The following is a 19,398-nucleotide window of genomic DNA, read 5'->3' as shown; positions in this document are numbered from 1 at the left end:
GACGCCGCCTTACTTGACGTGAGTTCAATAACAGCCGCACACTGAGGCGCATTATTGAATCCACGTCTAACAAGGTGCCCCCGGTGCTCCAACCCACCGGCGGCGCAAGGGAGATGGGCTCGATGGCTCAGATGACACAGGCGGCCGGCGCCACGCTGCCGCGGGGCTTTCGCAGTGCCGAGCAGGGCTGGCCGCGCCTGGACCGGATCCCGCACCCGCCGCGCCGGGTGCCGCTGATCGGCGACGTCGTGGGCGCCCATGCCCGTACGCCGTTGCAGGACTCCATGCGGATCGCCGCCGACCTGGGACCGATCTTCCGGCGCAAGGCGTTCGGCAAGGAGATCGTGTTCGTGTGGGGTGCCGAGCTCGCGGCGGAGCTGGCCGACGAGTCGCGGTTCGCCAAGCATGTCGGGCTCGGCGTCGCCAATCTGCGCCCGGTCGCCGGGGACGGCCTGTTCACCGCGTACAACCACGAGCCCAACTGGCAGCTGGCGCACGACATCCTGGCGCCCGGGTTCAGCCGGGAGGCGATGGAGGGCTATCACCCGCTGATGCTCGACGTGGCGGGGCAGCTGACGGCGGCGTGGGACGCGAGCGAGGCCGCGGGCCGTTCGGTGGACGTGCCCGGCGACATGACGAAGCTGACCCTGGAGACGATCTCGCGCACCGGGTTCGGGCACGACTTCGGGTCCTTCGAGCGGGAGCGGCTGCATCCGTTCGTGACGGCCATGGTGGGCGCGCTGTCGTTCGCGCAGCGCCGGAACGTGGTGCCGCCGCTGCTGGCGACGTTGCAGCGCGGCGCCGAGAAGCGCAACGCGGCGGACCGTGCCTATCTGAACCGCACCGTCGACGACGTGATCGCCGCGCGCCGCGCCGCCGGAGGCGGCCCCGGTGATCTGCTGGACAGGATGCTGGAGGTGGCGCACCCGGAGACGGGCGAGCGGCTCACGCCCGAGAACATCCGCCGCCAGGTCATCACGTTCCTGGTGGCCGGGCACGAGACGACGTCCGGCGCGCTCTCCTTCGCCCTGCACTACCTCGCGCAGAACCGCGAGGTGCTGGCGAAGGCCCAGGAGGAGGTCGACCGGGTCTGGGGCGATGTGGACGTGCCCGCCTACGAGCAGGTGGCCAAACTGCGCTATCTGCGGCGGGTGCTGGACGAGTCGCTGCGACTGTGGCCGACGGCGCCCGCGTTCGCGCGGGAGGCGGTCACCGACACGACGCTCGGCGGGCGGCACCCGATGCGGCGCGGCGCCTGGGCGCTCGTCCTGACGACGATGCTGCACCGCGATCCGACGGCGTGGGGCGACGATCCGGAGTCCTTCGACCCGGAGCGGTTCGCGCCGCAGGCGGTGCGGGCCCGTCCGGGCCATGTCTTCAAGCCGTTCGGGACGGGCGCGCGGGCCTGCATCGGGCGGCAGTTCGCGCTGCACGAGGCCACCCTGGTGCTCGGACTGCTGCTGCGCCGCTACGACCTGCGGCCCGAGCCCGCCTACCGCCTGAAGGTGACGGAGCGGCTGACGCTGATGCCACAGGGGCTCAGGCTGAACCTCACGCGCCGGTAGACGCACCCGGGCGCCTTCGACCCGCACCGCACGCGCGGGGCCGAGGACTCGGGCCCCGCCGGGAGGCCCGCTACTCGTCGGCCGTGCTCTCCAGCGACGCCACGTCGAGCACCCCGTCCAGCTCGGCCAGCACCGCGACGAGGCCCGGCACCTCCGCCGCACCCTCGATCTCCATCCGTACGGCGATGGTGCCGCGCCGGCCCGACCCGCCGTCCCGGTCGGTGCGGTCGGTGCGCACCTCCAGGACACGGAACCCCCGGCCCGTGCATTCCTCCAGAACACGCGTCAGGACGCTGCTGCCCACCTCGTACGCGAGATGCAGTCCGGTGCGCCGCTCGGTGGCCAGGGCGGGGATCCGGCGGCTCACCCAGGGATAGCCGCGGACCACGAGGAAGTGACAGGCCGTCGCGGCGATCGCGAGCAGCGGCAGTCCGCCGCCGCAGGCCATCCCTATGGCGCAGGTGAGCCAGACGGTCGCGGCCGTGGTGAGGCCGCGAACGGCGTCCCGCCGCACGAAGATCAGGCCGCCACCGATGAATCCGATGCCCGAGACGATCTGCGCGGCGACCCGGGACGGGTCGAGGGCGACGCCGTCGAGGCCCAGCAGGGAGTTGAAGCCGTGCTGGGAGACCTCCATGAACAGGGCGCTGCCCACGCCGACGAGCGTGTGCGTGCGCAGACCCGCGCTCTTCTGCTGGACGGCGCGCTCGGCGCCGATCAGGGTCGACAGCACGAGCGCGAGCCCCAACTCGGCGAACTGCCGGGCGCCTTGCCCCGCCGCGGGGTCGAACAGCGGCAGTGCGTGCGATGACACGAGTGCGTTCCTCCTTGTTCCCGTAGGAGTCCTCACGGGAGTCCTCATGGGTGTCCGGATGGGTGTCCGGATGGGTGACCTCATGGGTGATCTCACGGGACTTGTCCTGTCCCACGAGCCTAGTCCCGCCCCATGGGCGAGGGATTGTCAGACCCGTGCGCGAGAGTGGGGTCATGCAGGGAACCTGGAATCTCGACACACACGACCGATCGACGAAGCAGCACGAAGTGGCGGCGGCGCAGGCCTGTCTGCGGCTGCTGCACACGGCGCGCGCCGCGCTCTCCGGCTCGGAGCCCCCGGCGACCGCGTCGGTCCTCGCCGTGCCGATCGCCGAGGCGGACGAGGCGCTGCGCAGGGCGGGCCTCGCGGGCAACGAGGCGTGGCTGCTGGAGCGGATCTACGACCTGGGACCGGACGACACATCGCCTTGACGTCCCGGCAGGCCGCGCCTGGTGTCCGCCACACTGGGCCCATGGATCACAGCCGGGCCGAGGCCTACCTCCACCGCATCGGGGCCGAGCGCCCCGCCGCGCCCACCGCCGGGGCGCTGCTCGCGCTGCACCGGGCCCATCTGCGGTCGGTGCCGTTCGAGAACCTGTCAGTGCACTTCGGCGAGGACGTCGTCCTGGAGCCGGCGGCGCTGATCGCCAAGGTGGTCGACCGGCGCCGCGGCGGGTTCTGCTACGAACTGAACGGCGCGTTCGGGGCGCTCCTCGGCGCCCTCGGCTTCGAGGTGACCCTGTTGCAGGCGCGCGTGGTCGGCAAGGACGGCCGCCCCGGCATCCCCTACGACCACATGGCGCTGCGCGTGCGGACGGCGGACGGCGGGGACCGGCTCGCGGACGTCGGCTTCGGCGCGTTCTGCGCCGAGCCGCTGGTGTACGAGGAGCGGGGCGAGCAGCGCGATCCGGCAGGCGTCTTCCGTATCGAGGACGCCGCGCACGGCGATCTGCTCGTGCTCCAGGACGGCGCCCCGCAGTATCTGCTCGACCAGCGTCCGCGCGAGCTGCGGGACTTCGAGGCGGGTTCCTGGTACCACCGCTCCTCGCCCGCCTCGCACTTCACGCAGTCCCTGGTCTGTTCGCGCCCCACCGAGGACGGACGGATCACCTTGAGCGGTCATACGCTCACGACGACGGCCGCCGGACAGCGCACGCAGCGCACCCTCGACTCCGACGCCGCCGTCCTCGCCGCGTATGACCAGCACTTCGGCATCGTCCTCGACACGCTCCCGCCCGAACCCGAAACAGTCGGGGACTGACCCCGTCCCCGGGCCGCTGGTTATGCTGCCGCCGAACCGTTCAGGGAAACGCTCAAACGAACAGCGGGTTGCAAGGGGGCCATCAGCATGCGTGAACCGGTCGATCTCAGGCGGCAGCGGATTCTCGCCGTGGTGCAGTCGCGTGGTGCGACACGGGTCAGCGATCTCGCCGCGGAGCTCGCGGTGTCGGTGGTGACGCTCCGCCGCGACGTGGAGGAGCTCGCCCGCGAGGGCAAACTGCGGCGCGGTCACGGGGTCGCGCGCCCGATGCTGCCGGAGGCCGAGCAGGCCGCGCCGCCCGCCGAACCGCTTGTCGACGGCGGCCCGATCGCCGTGGTGGTGCCGGAGCGGCACGCCTATCTGTACGAGATGCTGCACGGCGCCCGGACCACGTTCGAGGAGGCCGGCATCCGGATCGGCCTGCACATCGCACCGCCGGTCGCGGGGGCCGAACAGCCCATCGTGGAGCGGGCGTTGGCGGACGGTGCGCGCGGCCTGCTGATCGCCCCGCGCTGGCGCAGCCGGGCCACGGAGGAGGCCGACTACGCCTGGCTGGCCCGGCTGCCCGTGCCGACTGTGCTGATGGAGCGCAGGCCCCGGGCGGGCAGCGCGCTCCACGCCGTCGACACCGTGTGCACCGACCACTGGTACGGCGTCCATCTGGCACTCGACCATCTCACCGGGCTCGGTCACCGGCGCATCGTGCTGGCCGCGCGCGACGACAGCCCGACCGCGCGCGCCCTGCGCTCGGCGTTCGCCGAGATCGCCGCCGCGCACCCGGACATCGACCGCTGGGCCGTCGCGCTCAGCTCCCCGTCGGCGGCCCCGGACCCGGAGGCGGCCGCCGCCGAGAAACCCGTCGAACTCCCGACACTGATGGTGGAGTTGGGAGCGACGGCGGCACTGCTGCACGGCGACGTGGACGCGCTCATGCTCGTGGAGAAGTTGCGGGACAGCGGGGTGCGGGTGCCGGAGGACTGTTCGGCGATCGCGTACGACGACGTGGTCGCCGGGCTCGGCACCACTCCCCTGACGGCCGTTTCGCCGCCCAAGGCGGAGGTCGGCCGGGCGGCGGCCGAACTGTTGCTGCGCCGCCTGGAGCGTGGAGGGTCCTCGGGCCCGGCCCGCCGCATGGAGGTCCTGCCGGATCTGAAGGTGCGCGGGTCCACGCAACAGGCCCCCTTCACGTCCCTGACCGAGGCTCCGCTCAACTGACGTCCGACAGTGAGCGTTTGACCGTTTCATTTTCTTCTGATCGATCTATTGACCGATACCGCTCAGCCGATCAGGATTCCCGTGACTCGAACACGCAGGAGCCGCGGGAGGCGCCCATGCCTGGTCGACAGAGCCGTCGATCCATGCTCGCCGCGATCACCGCGCTGCCGCTGACGGGTGCCCTCGGCGCCTGCAGCGGATCGGACAGCGCGTCGCCGCAGAGCAGCAGCAAGACCGGTACCAAAGGCAGTAGAGGCACGACCACCATCACGTTCTGGTCCGCGTTGCGCGGCAGCCAGGAAGTGGTGGACCAGTTCAACAAGACCCACGACCACATCCAGGTCCGCTTCGAGCAGATACCGTCCGGCAACGGCGGCGGCTATCTCAAGCTGAGCAACGCCGCACGGGCGGGGAACGCCCCCGACGTCGCCACCATCGAGTACCCGCAGGTCCCGGGGTACGCGATCGACGGCGTCGCCCGCGACATCACGTCGCTGATCAGCGACGACCTGCGCAAGAAGCTGCTGCCGCAGGCGCTCGGGCAGACCACCTTCGAGGGCCGTACGTTCAGCGTGCCGCTCGACATCGAGCCGACCGTCCTGCACTACCGCAAGGACCTGTTCGACAAGTACGGCTTCGACGTGCCGACCACCTGGGACGAGTACGCCGACCTCGCCCGTGCCGTACGGCGCACCGGCGGCAAGCGCAAGGTGTGCACCTTCCCCATCGACATGGGTCTGTTCTCCGGACTGTGCTGGCAGGCGGGCGCCCAGTGGTTCGACACGTCGAAGGGTGCCTGGAACGTCTCGCTGGCCGACGCCCCCACCCGGCGGGTCGCCAAGTACTGGCAGCGGCTCATCGACGAGGACCTCGTCTACGCCACCAATCCCAACAGCCGCGCCAACGACGCCCAGATCGGCAACGGTCTGGTCCTCACCCGGCACAGCGGCGCCTGGGACGCGGGCGCGCAGATGAACGCCCGCCCCGAGCAGAAGGGCCTGTGGCGCATCGCCCCGCAGCCGCAGTGGGACCCCGACCGGCCCGCCCTCGGCACCAACGGCGGCTCGACGTTCGCCATCACCAAGGACAGCGCCCACCCCGAGGCCGCCATGGAGTTCATCGAGTGGCAGGTCTCCAGCCCGGACGCGCTCAAGGCCCGGCTCTCCAGCGGCGCCAGCAGCCAGTACCCGGCCGTGTCCGAGCTGATCCCGGTCGGCCGCGCCGCGTTCGACCGCAAGTACTACGGCGGCCAGGACATCTACACGCTGTTCGAGCAGGAGGCGCACAAGATCCGCGACGGCTGGGTCTGGGGCCCGCGGATGACCGCGACCGCCCAGGTCATGCAGGACGCCTTCACCCGCGCCGCGGCCGGCTCCGGCACGCTCGAATCGTCGATGCGCGCGACCGAGGACGGCACGATGCCGGACCTGAAGGCGCTCGGCCTCAAGACCACCCAGCACTCCACATGAACGCCCGCACTCCGAAAGGCAGGTGACTCCCATGACCGCGACCACCCATGCCCCCGCGACGGCGTCCGCGCCGCCGCGCGACCACGACGCCTCCGGGCGCGGGGCGCAGCGCACGGCGGGCCGCCGTCGAGGCGGCGCCGCGGGCGTCCTGATGGCCCCCTTCTTCGTCCTGCTCGTCCTGGTCTTCCTGATCCCGGTGGGGACGGCGGTGTGGCTGAGCTTCTTCAGCGACGACCAGCCGGGCCTCGGCTTCGGCCCGGAGCGCACGGTCTTCGTGGGCCTGCGCAGCTACGCGGCCGTGCTCACCGACCCGTCGTTCCTGTCCGGGCTCGGCACCGTCGGCCTGTACTGCCTGATCTACATCCCGCTGATGGTGATCGGCTCGCTCGCGCTGGCGCTGCTTCTCGACTCGGGCGTCGTCCGGCTGCGCTCCTGGGCCCAGCTGGGCCTGTTCCTGCCGCACGCGGTGCCCGGCATCATCGCCGCGCTGATCTGGCTGTACCTGTACACGCCGGGCATCAGCCCGATCATCGAGGCCTTCGCCAAGGGCGACATCACCATCGACTTCCTGGGCCTGCACACCACGCTCCCGTCGATCGTGAACATCGCGCTGTGGTCCAACCTCGGCTACAACATGGTCGTCTTCTACGCGGCCCTGCAGGCCGTCCCCCGCGAGGTCCTGGAGGCGTCGGTCGTCGACGGGGCCGGGCCGGTGCGCACCGCGCTGCAGGTGAAGGCCCCGCTGGTGCGGTCCTCGATCGTCATGGTCGCGATGTTCACGCTGATCTGGGCGTTGCAGCTGTTCACCGAGCCGGCGCTGCTGCACCAGTCGTCGGCGATGGTCGGCGCCCGGTTCTCGCCGAGCATGTACATCTACGACGCGGCGTTCAGCCGGAACAACTACTCGCTCGCGGCGGCCGCCTCGGTGATCCTCCTGATCATCACGATCGCCGTGTCCTACGGCGTCACCCGCTGGACCAACCGTGTCGAGGCCGCAGAGGAGAACGCCCGATGACCACAGCCGAGTTGAGCAGTTCGTCCCTGCTGCGGCCACGCTTCCTCGGCCGGGCCGTGGTCAACGTCGTCGTCGCGATCTCCGTGCTGTACACCGTGCTGCCCGCGCTGTGGCTGGTCCTCGCGTCGACCAAGACGCGGGACGCGCTCTTCCAGAGCAGCATCTTCTCCCTCAGCGACTTCTCCCTGATCCAGAACCTCAAGGACCTGTTCGCGATGGACGGCGGCCTGTACAGCCGCTGGTACGGCAACAGCCTGCTGTACGCGGTGCTCGGCGCGGCCATCGGGTCGATGATCTCCGTCGCCTGCGGCTACGCCTTCGACAAGTACCACTTCCGGCACAAGGAGAAGCTGTTCGGCCTGGTCCTCGCGGCGGTCATGGTGCCGCAGACCGTCCTGGCGCTGCCGCTGTACCTGATCGCGTCCGAGACCGGCGTCGTGAACACCTTCTGGTCGGTGTTCATCCCCGTCCTGTTCAACCCGTTCGGCGTGTATCTGGGCCGCATCTTCTCCCAGGGCTATGTGCCGAACGAGGTCCTGGAGGCGGCCCGGGTCGACGGCGCCGGCGAGCTGACGACGTACGCACGGGTCTCCCTGCGGATGCTCGGGCCGGGCCTGATCACGGTCTTCCTCTTCCAGCTCACCGCGATCTGGAACAACTTCTTCCTGCCGATGGTGATGCTGTCCAATCAGAACCTGTATCCCGTCAGCCTCGGCCTGTTCCAGTGGAACAGCCAGGCGACCGTCTCTCCCGAGTACTATCCGGTGGTGATCATGGGCTCGCTCCTCGCGGTGCTCCCCCTTGTCCTCGCGTTCATCCTCCTCCAGCGGTTCTGGAAGGCCGGCCTGACGGCGGGGGCGGTCAAGTGACCCATCCCCGCGTGGCGTTGGCCATGTCCCCCCAGGCCGCGGCGGCCGTCTTCACGCCGCGGTCCCTGGCCGCGCTCACCGAGGTCGCCGACGTCGCGCCGCTGCCCGTCCTGTCCGACCTGTCGACACCCCGCGCGACGGAGGTGCTGGCCGACGCCGAGATCCTCGTCACCGGCTGGGGCTGTCCGAAGCTGGACGCGGACGTCCTCGCGCGGGCGCCGCGTCTCGAGGCGGTGGTGCACGCGGCCGGTTCGGTGCGCGGCCATGTCACCGACGCCTGCTGGGAGCGGGGCATCGCGGTGTCCTCCGCGGCGGCGGCGAACGCGCTGCCGGTCGCCGAGTACACCCTCGCGATGATCCTGCTGCACGGCAAGCACGTCCTGGAGCGGGCCCGCGACTTCCGTGCGGCCCGGGCCCGCGACAACTGGCTGCTCACGACGGGCCATGTCGGCAACTACCGGCGCACCGTGGGCATCCTGTCCGCGTCCCTGGTCGGGCGCCGGGTCATCGAGCTGCTGAAGCCGTTCGACTTCGAGGTGCTGCTGCACGACCCGTACGTGTCCCCCGCCGAGGCCGCCGAACTGGGCGTCACCTGGGTCGAGCTGCCCGAACTGTTCACCCGTAGCGACGTGTTGAGCGTGCACGCGCCGCTCCTCCCGGCCACGCGCGGGCTCGTCAGCCGGTCCCTGCTCGACGCGCTGCGCGAGGACGCCGTCCTGATCAACACCGCGCGCGGCGCCGTCGTCGACCAGGACGCGCTCACCGACGCGGTGCGCGCGGGCCGCATCCGGGCGGTCCTCGACGTGACGGATCCCGAGGTGCTTCCTCCGGAGCACCCGCTGTGGGACTGCCCGAACGCGCTGATCACCCCGCACCTCGCCGGTTCCCAGGGCAGCGAGTGGGAGCGGCTGGCCGACACGGCCGTGGCCGAGGTGGCGCGCTTCGCCGCGGGCGACGGTTTCGCCCATCCCGTACGACGCGAGAGGCTGGCGTTCCTGGCATGACCATCCCGTTCGAACTGCCCGACGAGAACCGCGAGCTGAGCCCGTTCACCGGGTACACCCGCGCCCACTGGGAGGCTGTCGCGGACGGTCTCCTCGGTGCCGCCTGGCGCTGGGCGACCCCCGGGGGCGCCTTCCTCGACCTGCCGGGACGGCCCTCCGCGTCGGGGGTCCGCTCGGACGGCCTGGAGGGGTACGCGCGCACCTTCCTGGCGGCCGGTTTCCGGGTCGCGGGCGCCGACGGCAAGGACCCGCACAACTGGCTGGAGCGGTACGCCGGCGGTCTGACCGCGGGCACCCGCTCGCCCGGCCGCGACGACGCGGAGTCCTGGCCGCTGATCCTGGACCACCATGTTCAGGGCCAGCCGATGGTGGAGTCGGCGTCCGTCGCGCTGGGGCTGAGGCTGACCCGGCCGTGGCTGTGGGACCGGCTCGACGAGGACGTGCAGGACCGGGCCGAGGCCTGGCTGCGCGGCGCGATCGACCACACGCCCGCGCCGAACAACTGGTACCTCTTCCCCTTCACGGTGGCGTCGTTCCTGGAGGAGGTCGGCCGCGGCGACGCGGCGACCGCCCGCGCCACGGACCGGGCCCTGGACCTGATGGAGACCTGGTACCGGGGCGACGGCTGGTACGCGGACGGCGACGGCCGGGCCTTCGACCACTACAACGGCTGGGCGCTGCACCTGTATCCGCTGCTGCACGCCCACCTGTCGGGCGACACCGGGCTGTCGGCGCGCTTCGGGCCGCGGCTGCGCGAGCACCTGGAGGGCTTCTCCCTGCTGTTCGGCGGCGACGGGGCGCCGATCCACTTCGGGCGCTCGCTCGCCTACCGGTTCGCCGCGTCGGCCGCGGTCGGCCTGGGCGCGGTCACCGGGCACACGCCGCTGTCGCCGGGCGCGTCACGGCGGCTCATCAGCGGCAGCCTGCGCTACTTCCTGGAGCGCGGCGCGCTCACGGACGAGGGGTTGCTGAGCCTCGGCTGGCACGGCCCGCACGCCGCCACGCTCCAGCCCTACTCGGGCCCGGCGTCGCCGTACTGGGCGTCGAAGGGGTTCGTGGCGCTGCTCGCCCCGGAGGGCGATCCGCTGTGGACGGCGCCGGAGGAGCCCGCGCCCAGCGAGGGCCCCGACCGGGTGCTCGCGCTGCCCGCGCCGGGGCTGCTCGTGCAGTCCACGCAGGCCGACGGGATCGTGCGGCTGCACAATCACGGCAGCGACCACGTCCGGCCGCACGAGGGCGAGTTCGCCGCCCAGGACGACGCGCACTACGGCCGTCAGGCGTACTCCACGCACACCGGCCCGACGTCGCTCACGAACGTGGCCGACAACCAGCTGTCCGTCGAGGTCGGCGGGGTCGCCAGTGTCCGCCGGCGCCTCCACCCGCTCGGCGCCGGGCACGGTGACGGGTGGGGCTGGGCGGCGTCCTGGTACCGGCCGGCGTTCGTGTCGGGGCCGCCGATGTGTCCGGGGCTGCGCGTCGAGAGCGTGACCGTGGCGCGGGGCGCGCACGAGCTGCGGGTGCACCGGGTCGTCGGCGCGCCGCACGGATCACGGGTGACGCTCACCGGATGGGCGACGGAGGCGCTCCGCTCGGAGCTGGCCGGGCTGCACGGGTGGGGTCCGGCGGACCGGGTCCGGGCGCCCGAGGGCACGGCGTACGAGCCCTGGGTGCGGGTGCCCCGGCTGTCGGCGCGGGTCGAGGGGACGGCGGTGTTCGCGGCGCTGGCCCTGCTCGGCGCGGCCGGCTCCGACGCCGATCCCGACGGGGCCGTTGCCGGGACGAGCCTCACGGACGGCGAGCTGACGGTGCGGTGGGCCGACGGGTTCGAGACCGTCGTGACGTTCGGCGAGTCGCTGACCGTACGCGGCGGCTGACGTCACGCCGAGGGGACCAGCTGCGCCTCGACCGCCGGGGCGTAGCGGTCCACGACCGCCTCGATGTCCGCGGCCCGCACCTGCGGGCCGCGGGCGATGCCGTACATCACGCCGAGGCCGAGCAGCAGCGACACGGCGAGTTCCGCGCGCAGGCCCGCGTCCGTGCCGGACAGCCGGGCCGCGAGGCGTTCGCTGACCTGCGTACGGAAGTTGGCGCGCAGGATGTCGCCCTGCGCGCCGTGCAGCGGGGCGAACACGATGCGCAGGATCGGGTCGGCGCCGCGCTCGGACTGGCCGCTGAGGACGCAGCGGACCATGTGGCGGCCCAGCTCCTCCAGGGGTGCGTCGAGCAGGACGTCGACGTCGGCCTCGAAGTCCATGACGCTCGCGAAGAGGGCGTCCTTGTTGCCGAAGTACTTGAGGATCAGCGGCGGGCTGACGCCGGCCCGGTCGGCGATCGCCCTGAGCGTGATGTCGCCGTGCGCGTGGCGGGCCAGCAGATGCCGGGCGGCCTTCACGATGGCGGCCCGGCTCGCCTCCGCGTCGCGCCGGACGGCCGGCCGCGCCGTGGTCATCTCCTCATGCTCCCTTCGCCGTCGCCAGCGGGACCGGTGCGCCCGCGCCGGCGGGCCCGCCCTTTCTGTCGGACGGTACGCACAGGGAGACGGCGGCGGCCACCAGGGCGACCGTACCGGCCATGACGAAGGCGAGCCGGTAGCCGTGCAGCGTCGACACGTCGGTGCCGCCGACGCGCATCGTGTGGTGCACGAGGACGGCGGTGACGGCGGCGCTGGAGACGGACTGACCGATGGTGCGCATCAGCACGTTGACGCCGTTGGCGGAGGCGGTGGCGGTGGGCGGGACGGCGCGCAGGATCAGGGTGGGCAGGGCGGAGTACGCCAGGGTGGTGCCGGTGGAGACGACGGCGGCGCCGACCAGGATCACCCACAGGTCGGTGCTGTCGACGACCCGGATCGCGTAGCCGAGGGCGAGGACGACGCCGCCGAGGGCGAGGGTGACGCGCGGGCCGCGGGCGGTGGAGATGCGGGCCGACACCGGGGAGAAGATCAGCATGATGACGCCGCTGGGCAGCATGCACAGGCCGGTCGCCACGATCGACAGGCCGAGGCCGTAGCCGGTCTCGACGGGCGCCTGCACGAGCTGCGCCGTGACCAGTGAGTTGGCGTAGAACGCGAAGCCGGTGAACAGGGCGGCGACGTGCGGCAGTCCGACCCGGCGGCCGGCGGCGAGCCGCAGGTCCACCAGGGGGCTCGTGGCCCGCAGCTGCTGCCAGGACCACAGGGCGAGCACGACGACGGCGCCCGCGAACAGGCCGAGGATCCGGGTGCTGCCCCAGCCCCACTGGCCGCCCTGCGAGACGCCGAGCAGCAGACAGACCAGGCCGGTGGCGAGGCCCAGGGTGCCGAGGACGTCGAAGCGGCCGGGGTTGCGCACCGGCGACTCGCGCACGGCCCACCAGGCGGCGGCGAGGCCGAGGGCGCCGAGCGCGGCGGTGGCCCAGAACATCACGTGCCAGTCGGCGTACTGGACGATGAGCGCGGCGAGCGGCAGGCCGAGCGCGGCGCCGATGCCGACGGTGGAGCTCATCAGCGCGACGGCGGATCCGGTGCGGTGGGGCGGGAGTTCGTCGCGCAGGATGCTGATGGACAGCGGCACGACGGCCGCGGCGGCGCCCTGGAGCGCGCGGGCCGCGATGAGGACGCGGATGTCGGAGGTCAGCGCGCACAGCACGGAGCCGGTGGTCATCAGGGCGAGGGCGATCAGCAGCACGCGGCGCTTGCCGTACATGTCGCCGGCCCGGCCGAGCACCGGCGTGAGGACGGCGCCCGCCAGCAGGGTGGCGGTGACCATCCAGGAGACGGCCGACGGCGACGCGCCGGTGAGCTTCGGCAGGTCGGGCAGGAGCGGGACGACGACCGTCTGCATGACGGCCATGAGGATGCCGCCGAAGGCGAGGACGGGGATGGTGAGCCGTTCCCGCAGACGGGGCCGGACGGCCGGTTCGGGCAGCGTCGGTATCGGGACGTGGTCCATGGGACTCCTGCGGGGTGCGCGGGCGCGGCGCGGGAGGCGCGGCGCCGGGCCGACGAAATGGGTGAATGCCCATTCACCCGGGTGGTGAATCAGTATTCACCAACGCGTGCCCGCCTGTCGCCACCCCGGGCCCCGCGCGGGATCCGCCCCGGTCGCGCCATACTGCGGCCATGACCTCACCAGACGTCCTGCGCTGCGGACTTGTCGGCACCGGCTCCTGGGCCGGCCGGACCCATGCCCCGGCCCTGCGCGACCACAAGAACACGGAGTTCGTCGGCGTCTGGGGACGCCGCCCCGAGGCCGCGGCCGAGCTCGCCGCCGCGCAGGGGACGACGGCGTACGACGACGTGGACGCGCTGTTCGCGGCGTGCGACGCGGTGGCGTTCGCCGTGCCGCCGGACGTCCAGGCGCCGCTGGCGGCGCGGGCCGCCGCCGCGGGCTGCCATCTGCTGCTCGACAAGCCCCTCGCCACGGAGCCGGTGGCGGCGCGCGCGGTCGTCGACGCCGTGGCGGCGGCCGGGGTGGCGTCCGTGGTGTTCTGCACGATGCGGTACGCCCCCGCCACGGCGGCCTGGATCGCCGAACAGGCCACGGTGGACGGCTGGTTCACCGGTCGCGCCGACTGGTACGGGGCGCTGTACACCCCGGGTGACGACGCGGAGATCCGGGCGACGACGCCGTGGCGGGCGGAGCGGGGCGCCCTGTGGGACGTGGGCCCGCACGCCCTGTCGGTGCTGCTGCCGCTGCTCGGCGACGTCACGTCGGTGGCGGCCGGGCGGGGTCCGGGCGACACGGTGCACCTGTTGCTGCGGCACGCTTCCGGCGCGTCGAGCACCGCGTCGCTGAGCCTGACCGCTCCCGCCGAGGCGGCCGGAGTCACGGTCGAGCTGCGGGGCACGGCGGGGGTGTCGGCGATGCCGTCGGGACGCGGGAACGCGCAGGAGTCCTTCGCCGTGGCGCTCGACGTCCTCCTGGAGTCGGTACGCACCGGGGTCCCGGCACCGTGCGACGCCCGGTTCGGGCTGCGTCTCACGGAGATCCTGAGCACCGCCGAAGGCGCGCTGCCGCCGGCTTAATACCCTGTGCGCATGCCGCTCGAGATCAGCGCCACCAACCCCGAGCACCCGGTGCTCCTGCTCGCCCTGCCCTGGCACATTCCCCTGGAGGAATGGCCGGAGGAGTACCTTGTGCCGCTTCCGCGCGGTATCTCCCGGCACGTGGTGCGCTACGCGCGCGCCGGTGACGAGGTCGTCGCCGTGAAGGAGCTCGCCGAGCGGCCGGCGCTGCGCGAGTACGAGATGCTGCGCACGCTGGACCGGCTCGGGATACCCGCGGTGGACCCGCTGGCCGTGGTCACCGGCCGGGAGCAGCCGGACGGCAGACCGCTGGAGCCGGTGCTGATCACCCGGCACCTGGGCGGCTCGCAGCCCTACCGTTCGATGTTCGAGACGACGATGCGCCCGACGACGGTGCACCGGCTGATGGACGCGCTGGCGGTGCTGCTGGTCCGGCTGCACCTCTCCGGTTTCGCCTGGGGCGACTGCTCCCTGTCGAACACGCTCTTCCGCCGGGACGCGGGCGCGTACGCCGCCTATCTCGTGGACGCCGAGACGGGCGAGCTGCACCCGAAGCTGAGCCAGGGGCAGCGCGAGTACGACATCGAGCTGGCCCGGGTGAACATCAGCGGCGAGATGCTCGACCTGGAGGCCTCGGGCGCGCTGCACCCCTCGATCGACCCGATCGAGTTCGGCGCGGAGATCGAGCAGCGCTACACGAACCTGTGGAGCGAGCTGACCCGCACCTCGGTGTACCCGGCGGGCAAGCACCACTACATGGAGCGGCGCATCCGGCGGCTGAACGATCTCGGGTTCGACGTGGCCGAGATGCAGATCTCGCGCTCCCCGCGCGGCGACGAGGTCACGTTCGTGCCCAAGGTGGTGGACGCGGGGCACCACCAGCGCCAGCTGTTGCGGCTGACCGGGATGGACGCGGAGGAGAACCAGGCGCGGCGGCTCCTCAGCGACCTGGAGAGCTGGATGGCGACCCAGGACGACGCTCCCGACGCCCGGCCGGAGGTGCTGGCCCACCGCTGGGTGCGCGACGTGTTCCGGCCGACGGTCCGCGCGATCCGCGACCGGCTCCCCACCCCCATGGATCCGGCCGAGCTGTACCACGAACTCCTGGAGCACCGCTGGTACTTGTCCGAGCGGGCGCAGCACGACATCGGCCTGGACGCGGCGGCGGAGGACTATGTGCGGCATGTCGGCAAGCCGGAAAAGTGAGGCCGGGGCCGAAAAGCGCCGGGGATGACCGGGCGCGGCCGGTGCCGTGGCCGCTACGCGATGGCGAGTGACGGCACCGGCCGCAGCCAGTGACCTCCGGATCCACCTGGGGTCGAGCGCGGGACGTGCGTCGTGCAACGCATTTTCCGGCCACATCCAACGAAATACGTGGCCCGGTCCAGCTCTCTCTTCCTCAGTCGGCCCGGAGGCTCGTGGGTTACTCTCCGCCAGGAAATTTCGGCCAATTTCGAGCCGCCCGGCACAGGTGCCGCATCACTGTGTCTACCTGCACACAGTCGATGAAACCGCCAGGTGAGCAACCCCGCACGATCCATCATGACGGACCGTCTGATCGTTTTCTTCGGGCAATGTTTATTACCAAAGATGTTGGGAGTATTTAGACTGCTCACGCTCAACTCAGCGTGTACGAAGAGGGATTACCCACATGAACAAGAAGGCGCTCCGCGCCCTGCTCCGTGAACGGCGCGCCCTCATAGCCCCCGAGTCCCACGGCTTCACCCGCCCCACGGGCCAGGGCCGACGCGCACCGGGTCTCTCCCAGCACCAGGTCGACCAGTTGCTGCACCGGACGCTGGGGACGTATCACCGTCTGGAGTCGGGGAGTTACCCGAACCCGCCGACCGAACTGCTCCGTGACGTGGCCCGGCTGTTCGGGCTCAACGAGCAGGAGTGGGTCCTGCTGTGCCGGTACGCACTGCTGCAGGATCCGCCGGGACCGCTGTACTCGTCGTCGGGCAAGGCCATCCCCGGTGTGTGGCAGGAGGCCGTCGACGGGATCGAGCACATCGCGTACGTGTCCGACGCGTCCTGGGACCTGCTGGCCGGCAACAAGGCGTTCGAGGAGCTGTTCCCCGACCACTGTCCCCCGTCGAACACGATGCACTGGATGCTCCTCGATCCGCACGCGCGCCACATGCTCACGGACTGGTCCACCGCCTGGGCGCCGTTGCTGCTCCCCCAGTTGCGGGCCGCGCTCGCGGCACGCCCGGACGACGACACGCTGCGCCAGATCGAGAAGGAGGTCCTGGCCGACCCGGATGCCGCCCCCATCTACGAGGCGGGCGGGTCGGTCATCCACCCGGACGGTGACGAACGCCCGCTGCTGCACGCCCGGCTGGGCCCCGGCTGGGCCACGATGTGCGCGGCCCAGCCGCTCACCACCCCGGGGTCGCGTCTGATGATCCTGGTCTTCCACCCGGGCGCCCGCCGGGCCCATCCTCGCAGGCCCGCGCTGCAGGCCGGATGACTTGTACTCTTCAACTACCTTCTCGGGTCACGTAGGTTGAATCGGCCCCCCACACCCCCTCCAGCCCCGTGGGAGCCACCACATGCCTGCCTACATATCCACCCCGAGAACCGTGCTGGGCGCCCACAAGGTGACCACCGACGAGATAGCCGACGACATACGTGCCCACCATCCGGGACACCCCCGGCTCGCCGCCGCGGTACGCGCCGTGCTCGGATGCGGGGTCCACAGCCGTTATTTCACCCGCCCGCTCATCTCCCCCACCGTCGCGGGCGGCGCGCGGATCGCCGAACGGGCCGCTTCGGCCTTCGCCGACGCGCTGGAACTCGCCCACAGGGCGGCGGAGTCGGCGCTGGACGCGGCGGGCCTGGACGCCGGTGACATCGATGCCGTCGTCACGACGCACTCCACCGGCTGGGCGGCTCCGAACCTGGACGTCCACCTCGTCAACGCCCTCGGCCTGCGCCCCACCGTGCGCCGCACCGCCCACACCACCCTGGCCTGCACGGGGGGCGTCAAGACCCTGATCAGCGCGGGCGACATGGTCGCCGCACGCCCGGGGAGCACAGTGCTGGTGGTCGCCGCCGAGGTCATCTCCGCCGTGTACCACCACAGCGACACCGGCATCGACTCGATGATCTACAAGGCCCTGTTCGGCGACTCGGCCGGAGCCGCCGTCGTCACGGACGAACCGCTCGGTCCGGGTTTCGTCTTCGACGACTCCTTCGAACATCTGCTGCCGGACAGCGCGGGGCACCTCGCCGGGCGCATCACCGAGGACGGCCTCCACTTCGACGCCACGAAGGCGGGGCGCGCGGCGTCGGGCGAGGTGATCCCCGTGCTGGAGGAGTGGCTGGGCGGCCGGCGCACCGACTTCCCCCTGGTCCACCCGGGCAGCCCCCGCATCATCGCGGACACCATCGGCCTGCTCGGTCTCACCGACGAGGACGCCCGGCACTCCACGGACACCCTCACCGAGGAGGGCAACCTCGGCGGCCCGAGCGTCCTCCGCGTCCTGGAGCGCACCCACGCCGACCCGCCGCCCGTCGGCGCCCGCGGCACGATGGTGGCCTACGGCCCCGGCTTCGCCACCGCCGCGCTCCACGGCCACTGGCACGGCTGATTCCCCGTACCCGAAAATGTCCCCCCGGGACTCATGTCCCATCGGGACACAAAGGTGTACTCTCGAAGACATGAAGGCGAACGAGCCCACCACCCCGCCCCCCGCGGACCGCCGGCAGCTGAAGGCCCGGCGGACCCGCGAGGCGCTTGCCGAGGCGGCGGTGGCCCTGGTCCTGGAGCGCGGCCTCGCGGAGGTCACCGTCGAGGCGATCGCCGAGCGCGCCGACGTCACGCGCCGCACCTTCAGCCGGCACTTCTCCGGCAAGGAGGACGCGGCGCTCGACTTCACCCGCGCGGACGGCGCCCGGATCAACGCGGCGCTGCGCGAGCGCCCCGCGTCCGAGCCCCCGCTGCTCGCCTACCGCAGGGCGGTCGCCGACTGGCTCGCCGACCGGGCGACCCCCGGCTGGCACCACCGGCCCGAGCAGCGGCTGCTGTACGCCGCCGTGGACCGCGAGCCCGCCCTGTTCGCCGCGTACGAGCGGATCCGGGTCGACGCCCAGGACGAGTCCGTACGCATCATCGCCGACCGGCTCGGCACCGATCCGGCCCGGGACCTGCGCCCCGAGGTCGTGGTCGGCGCCGCGGCCGGCGTGCTGACCGCCGCGCTGCGCACCTGGGCACGCGACGACGGCACGGACGCCGAGGACCTCGCCGATCTGGTGGCGCGGGCCTACGACGCCCTCACTGGGGAGGCCGCCCGATCGGCGGCGACCTCCGAGGAAGCAACAAGAGAGTGACACGCACCATGAGCACCACCCCCGCCCCCGCCCCCGCCCCCGCATCGACCGACTACGCCACCGAGTTCGCCGGGAAGACCGCCCTGGTCACCGGCTCCGCCTCCGGCATCGGTCTGGCCACCGCCCGCCGTCTGGGCCGTGGCGGCGCCCAGGTCGTCATCGCCGACTTCAACGAGCAGGGCGCCAAGGAGGCCGCCGAGACCCTCGCCGCCGAGGGCATCGAGGCCGCCGCCGTCGCCCTGGACGTGACGCAGGCCGCGTCCGTCGAGGCCGCCGTGAAGTTCACCGTCGACACCTTCGGCGGTCTCGACCTGGCCGTGAACAACGCCGGCATCGGCGGCCCGAGCACCCCCACGGGCGCGTACGACATCGACGCGTACAACCGCGTGATCCGCACCAACCTGGACGGCGTCTTCTACTCCCTGCGCTATGAGCTGCCCGTCATCGAGGCGGCCGGCAAGGGCGGCGCGATCGTGAACGTCGCGTCGATCCTCGGCTCGGTCGGCTTCGCCGGCTCCCCCGCGTACGTGGCGGCGAAGCACGGTGTCGTGGGTCTGACGAAGACGGCCGCGGCCGAGTACTCCGCCAAGGGCATCCGGGTCAACGCGGTGGGCCCCGGCTTCATCGACACCCCGCTGCTCCAGCAGATGGACAAGGCCGCCTACGACGGCCTGGTCGCGCTGCACCCGGCGGGCCGCCTGGGCAAGGCCGAGGAGGTCGCGGAGCTGATCGCGTTCCTGCTGTCGGACCGCGCCTCGTTCATCGTGGGCAGCTACCACCTGGTCGACGGCGCCTACACCGCCGTCTGATCCCGCGGCACCACCCCTCTGCGGGGCCCCCGGCGAC

The 19,398-nt window shown here is 72.2% G+C and carries 18 protein-coding genes; 15 read left to right on the top strand and 3 right to left on the bottom strand.

The features are described from left to right. Positions 1-122 precede the first annotated feature (122 nt). Positions 123-1,565 carry a cytochrome P450 gene (locus ABII15_RS37375; protein WP_353946736.1) on the top strand — a complete coding sequence of 481 codons (1,443 nt, stop codon included), beginning with the start codon at positions 123-125 and terminating at the stop codon, positions 1,563-1,565. 70 nt (positions 1,566-1,635) lie between these two features. Here the strand turns inward: ABII15_RS37375 and ABII15_RS37370 are convergent, their stop codons facing one another. Beyond that, positions 1,636-2,379 carry an MgtC/SapB family protein gene (locus ABII15_RS37370; RefSeq protein ID WP_353946735.1) on the bottom strand — a complete coding sequence of 248 codons (744 nt, stop codon included), beginning with the start codon at positions 2,377-2,379 and terminating at the stop codon, positions 1,636-1,638. 173 nt (positions 2,380-2,552) lie between these two features. Here ABII15_RS37370 and ABII15_RS37365 point away from each other — a divergent pair, with 173 nt between their 5' ends. The 8 genes from ABII15_RS37365 to ABII15_RS37330 all read left to right on the top strand — a co-directional run bounded on the left by ABII15_RS37365 (position 2,553) and on the right by ABII15_RS37330 (position 11,086). Next, positions 2,553-2,810 carry a hypothetical protein gene (locus tag ABII15_RS37365; RefSeq protein WP_353946734.1) on the top strand — a complete coding sequence of 86 codons (258 nt, stop codon included), beginning with the start codon at positions 2,553-2,555 and terminating at the stop codon, positions 2,808-2,810. A gap of 41 nt (positions 2,811-2,851) precedes the next feature. Next, a complete protein-coding gene (locus ABII15_RS37360; protein WP_353946733.1) occupies positions 2,852-3,640 on the top strand; it encodes an arylamine N-acetyltransferase in 789 nt (262 codons plus the stop codon). An 87-nt stretch (positions 3,641-3,727) separates the two neighbouring features. Continuing rightward, positions 3,728-4,855, top strand: a complete 1,128-nt coding sequence (locus ABII15_RS37355) for a substrate-binding domain-containing protein (RefSeq protein ID WP_353946732.1) — start codon at positions 3,728-3,730, stop codon at positions 4,853-4,855. Positions 4,856-4,971: 116 nt separating this feature from the next. Next, positions 4,972-6,324 (top strand): sugar ABC transporter substrate-binding protein, encoded by a 1,353-nt coding sequence (locus ABII15_RS37350; RefSeq protein ID WP_353946731.1) that lies wholly within the window; start codon positions 4,972-4,974, stop codon positions 6,322-6,324. 31 nt (positions 6,325-6,355) lie between these two features. After that, entirely contained in the window at positions 6,356-7,339 is a 984-nt protein-coding gene (locus ABII15_RS37345) for a sugar ABC transporter permease (protein WP_353946730.1), read from the top strand. Further along, entirely contained in the window at positions 7,336-8,208 is an 873-nt protein-coding gene (locus ABII15_RS37340) for a carbohydrate ABC transporter permease (protein ID WP_353946729.1), read from the top strand. Before ABII15_RS37345 ends, ABII15_RS37340 begins: the two co-directional genes overlap by 4 nt. A gap of 23 nt (positions 8,209-8,231) precedes the next feature. Then, positions 8,232-9,212 (top strand): hydroxyacid dehydrogenase, encoded by a 981-nt coding sequence (locus ABII15_RS37335; RefSeq protein ID WP_353946728.1) that lies wholly within the window; start codon positions 8,232-8,234, stop codon positions 9,210-9,212. Next, positions 9,209-11,086 carry a DUF2264 domain-containing protein gene (locus ABII15_RS37330; RefSeq protein ID WP_353946727.1) on the top strand — a complete coding sequence of 626 codons (1,878 nt, stop codon included), beginning with the start codon at positions 9,209-9,211 and terminating at the stop codon, positions 11,084-11,086. The genes ABII15_RS37335 and ABII15_RS37330 overlap by 4 nt, the downstream gene beginning before the upstream one ends. A gap of 2 nt (positions 11,087-11,088) precedes the next feature. Here ABII15_RS37330 and ABII15_RS37325 read toward each other — a convergent pair whose 3' ends face one another. Together ABII15_RS37325 and ABII15_RS37320 are read right to left on the bottom strand one after the other, a co-directional pair. Continuing rightward, entirely contained in the window at positions 11,089-11,661 is a 573-nt protein-coding gene (locus ABII15_RS37325; RefSeq protein ID WP_353946726.1) for a TetR family transcriptional regulator, read from the bottom strand. Positions 11,662-11,665: 4 nt separating this feature from the next. Beyond that, complete coding sequence (locus ABII15_RS37320; RefSeq protein ID WP_353946725.1) at positions 11,666-13,141, bottom strand: MFS transporter; 1,476 nt, start codon at positions 13,139-13,141, stop codon at positions 11,666-11,668. A gap of 170 nt (positions 13,142-13,311) precedes the next feature. Between ABII15_RS37320 and ABII15_RS37315 the strand changes: the two genes are divergently transcribed. From ABII15_RS37315 to ABII15_RS37290, 6 genes are all read left to right on the top strand, one after another. Further along, positions 13,312-14,217 (top strand): Gfo/Idh/MocA family oxidoreductase, encoded by a 906-nt coding sequence (locus tag ABII15_RS37315; protein ID WP_353946724.1) that lies wholly within the window; start codon positions 13,312-13,314, stop codon positions 14,215-14,217. A 12-nt stretch (positions 14,218-14,229) separates the two neighbouring features. Beyond that, positions 14,230-15,423, top strand: a complete 1,194-nt coding sequence (locus tag ABII15_RS37310) for a DUF4032 domain-containing protein (protein ID WP_353946723.1) — start codon at positions 14,230-14,232, stop codon at positions 15,421-15,423. Between the two features lie 445 nt (positions 15,424-15,868). Further along, positions 15,869-16,690: a helix-turn-helix domain-containing protein gene (locus ABII15_RS37305; RefSeq protein ID WP_353946722.1), complete on the top strand. Its 822-nt coding sequence runs from the start codon at positions 15,869-15,871 to the stop codon at positions 16,688-16,690. A gap of 82 nt (positions 16,691-16,772) precedes the next feature. Next, the gene (locus tag ABII15_RS37300; RefSeq protein WP_353946721.1) at positions 16,773-17,813 is read left to right on the top strand and encodes a PhlD; all 1,041 of its coding nucleotides are present in this window, start codon (positions 16,773-16,775) and stop codon (positions 17,811-17,813) included. A 70-nt stretch (positions 17,814-17,883) separates the two neighbouring features. Further along, on the top strand, positions 17,884-18,552 hold the full coding sequence (locus ABII15_RS37295; protein WP_353946720.1) for a TetR family transcriptional regulator: 669 nt from the start codon (positions 17,884-17,886) through the stop codon (positions 18,550-18,552). Between the two features lie 8 nt (positions 18,553-18,560). Further along, positions 18,561-19,361 carry an SDR family NAD(P)-dependent oxidoreductase gene (locus tag ABII15_RS37290; protein WP_353946719.1) on the top strand — a complete coding sequence of 267 codons (801 nt, stop codon included), beginning with the start codon at positions 18,561-18,563 and terminating at the stop codon, positions 19,359-19,361. Positions 19,362-19,398 lie beyond the last annotated feature (37 nt).

Origin of the sequence: Streptomyces sp. HUAS MG91, assembly GCF_040529335.1 — a bacterium.
Taxonomy (GTDB): domain Bacteria; phylum Actinomycetota; class Actinomycetes; order Streptomycetales; family Streptomycetaceae; genus Streptomyces; species Streptomyces tabacisoli.
This window is presented reverse-complemented; position numbering and strand designations above follow the sequence as displayed.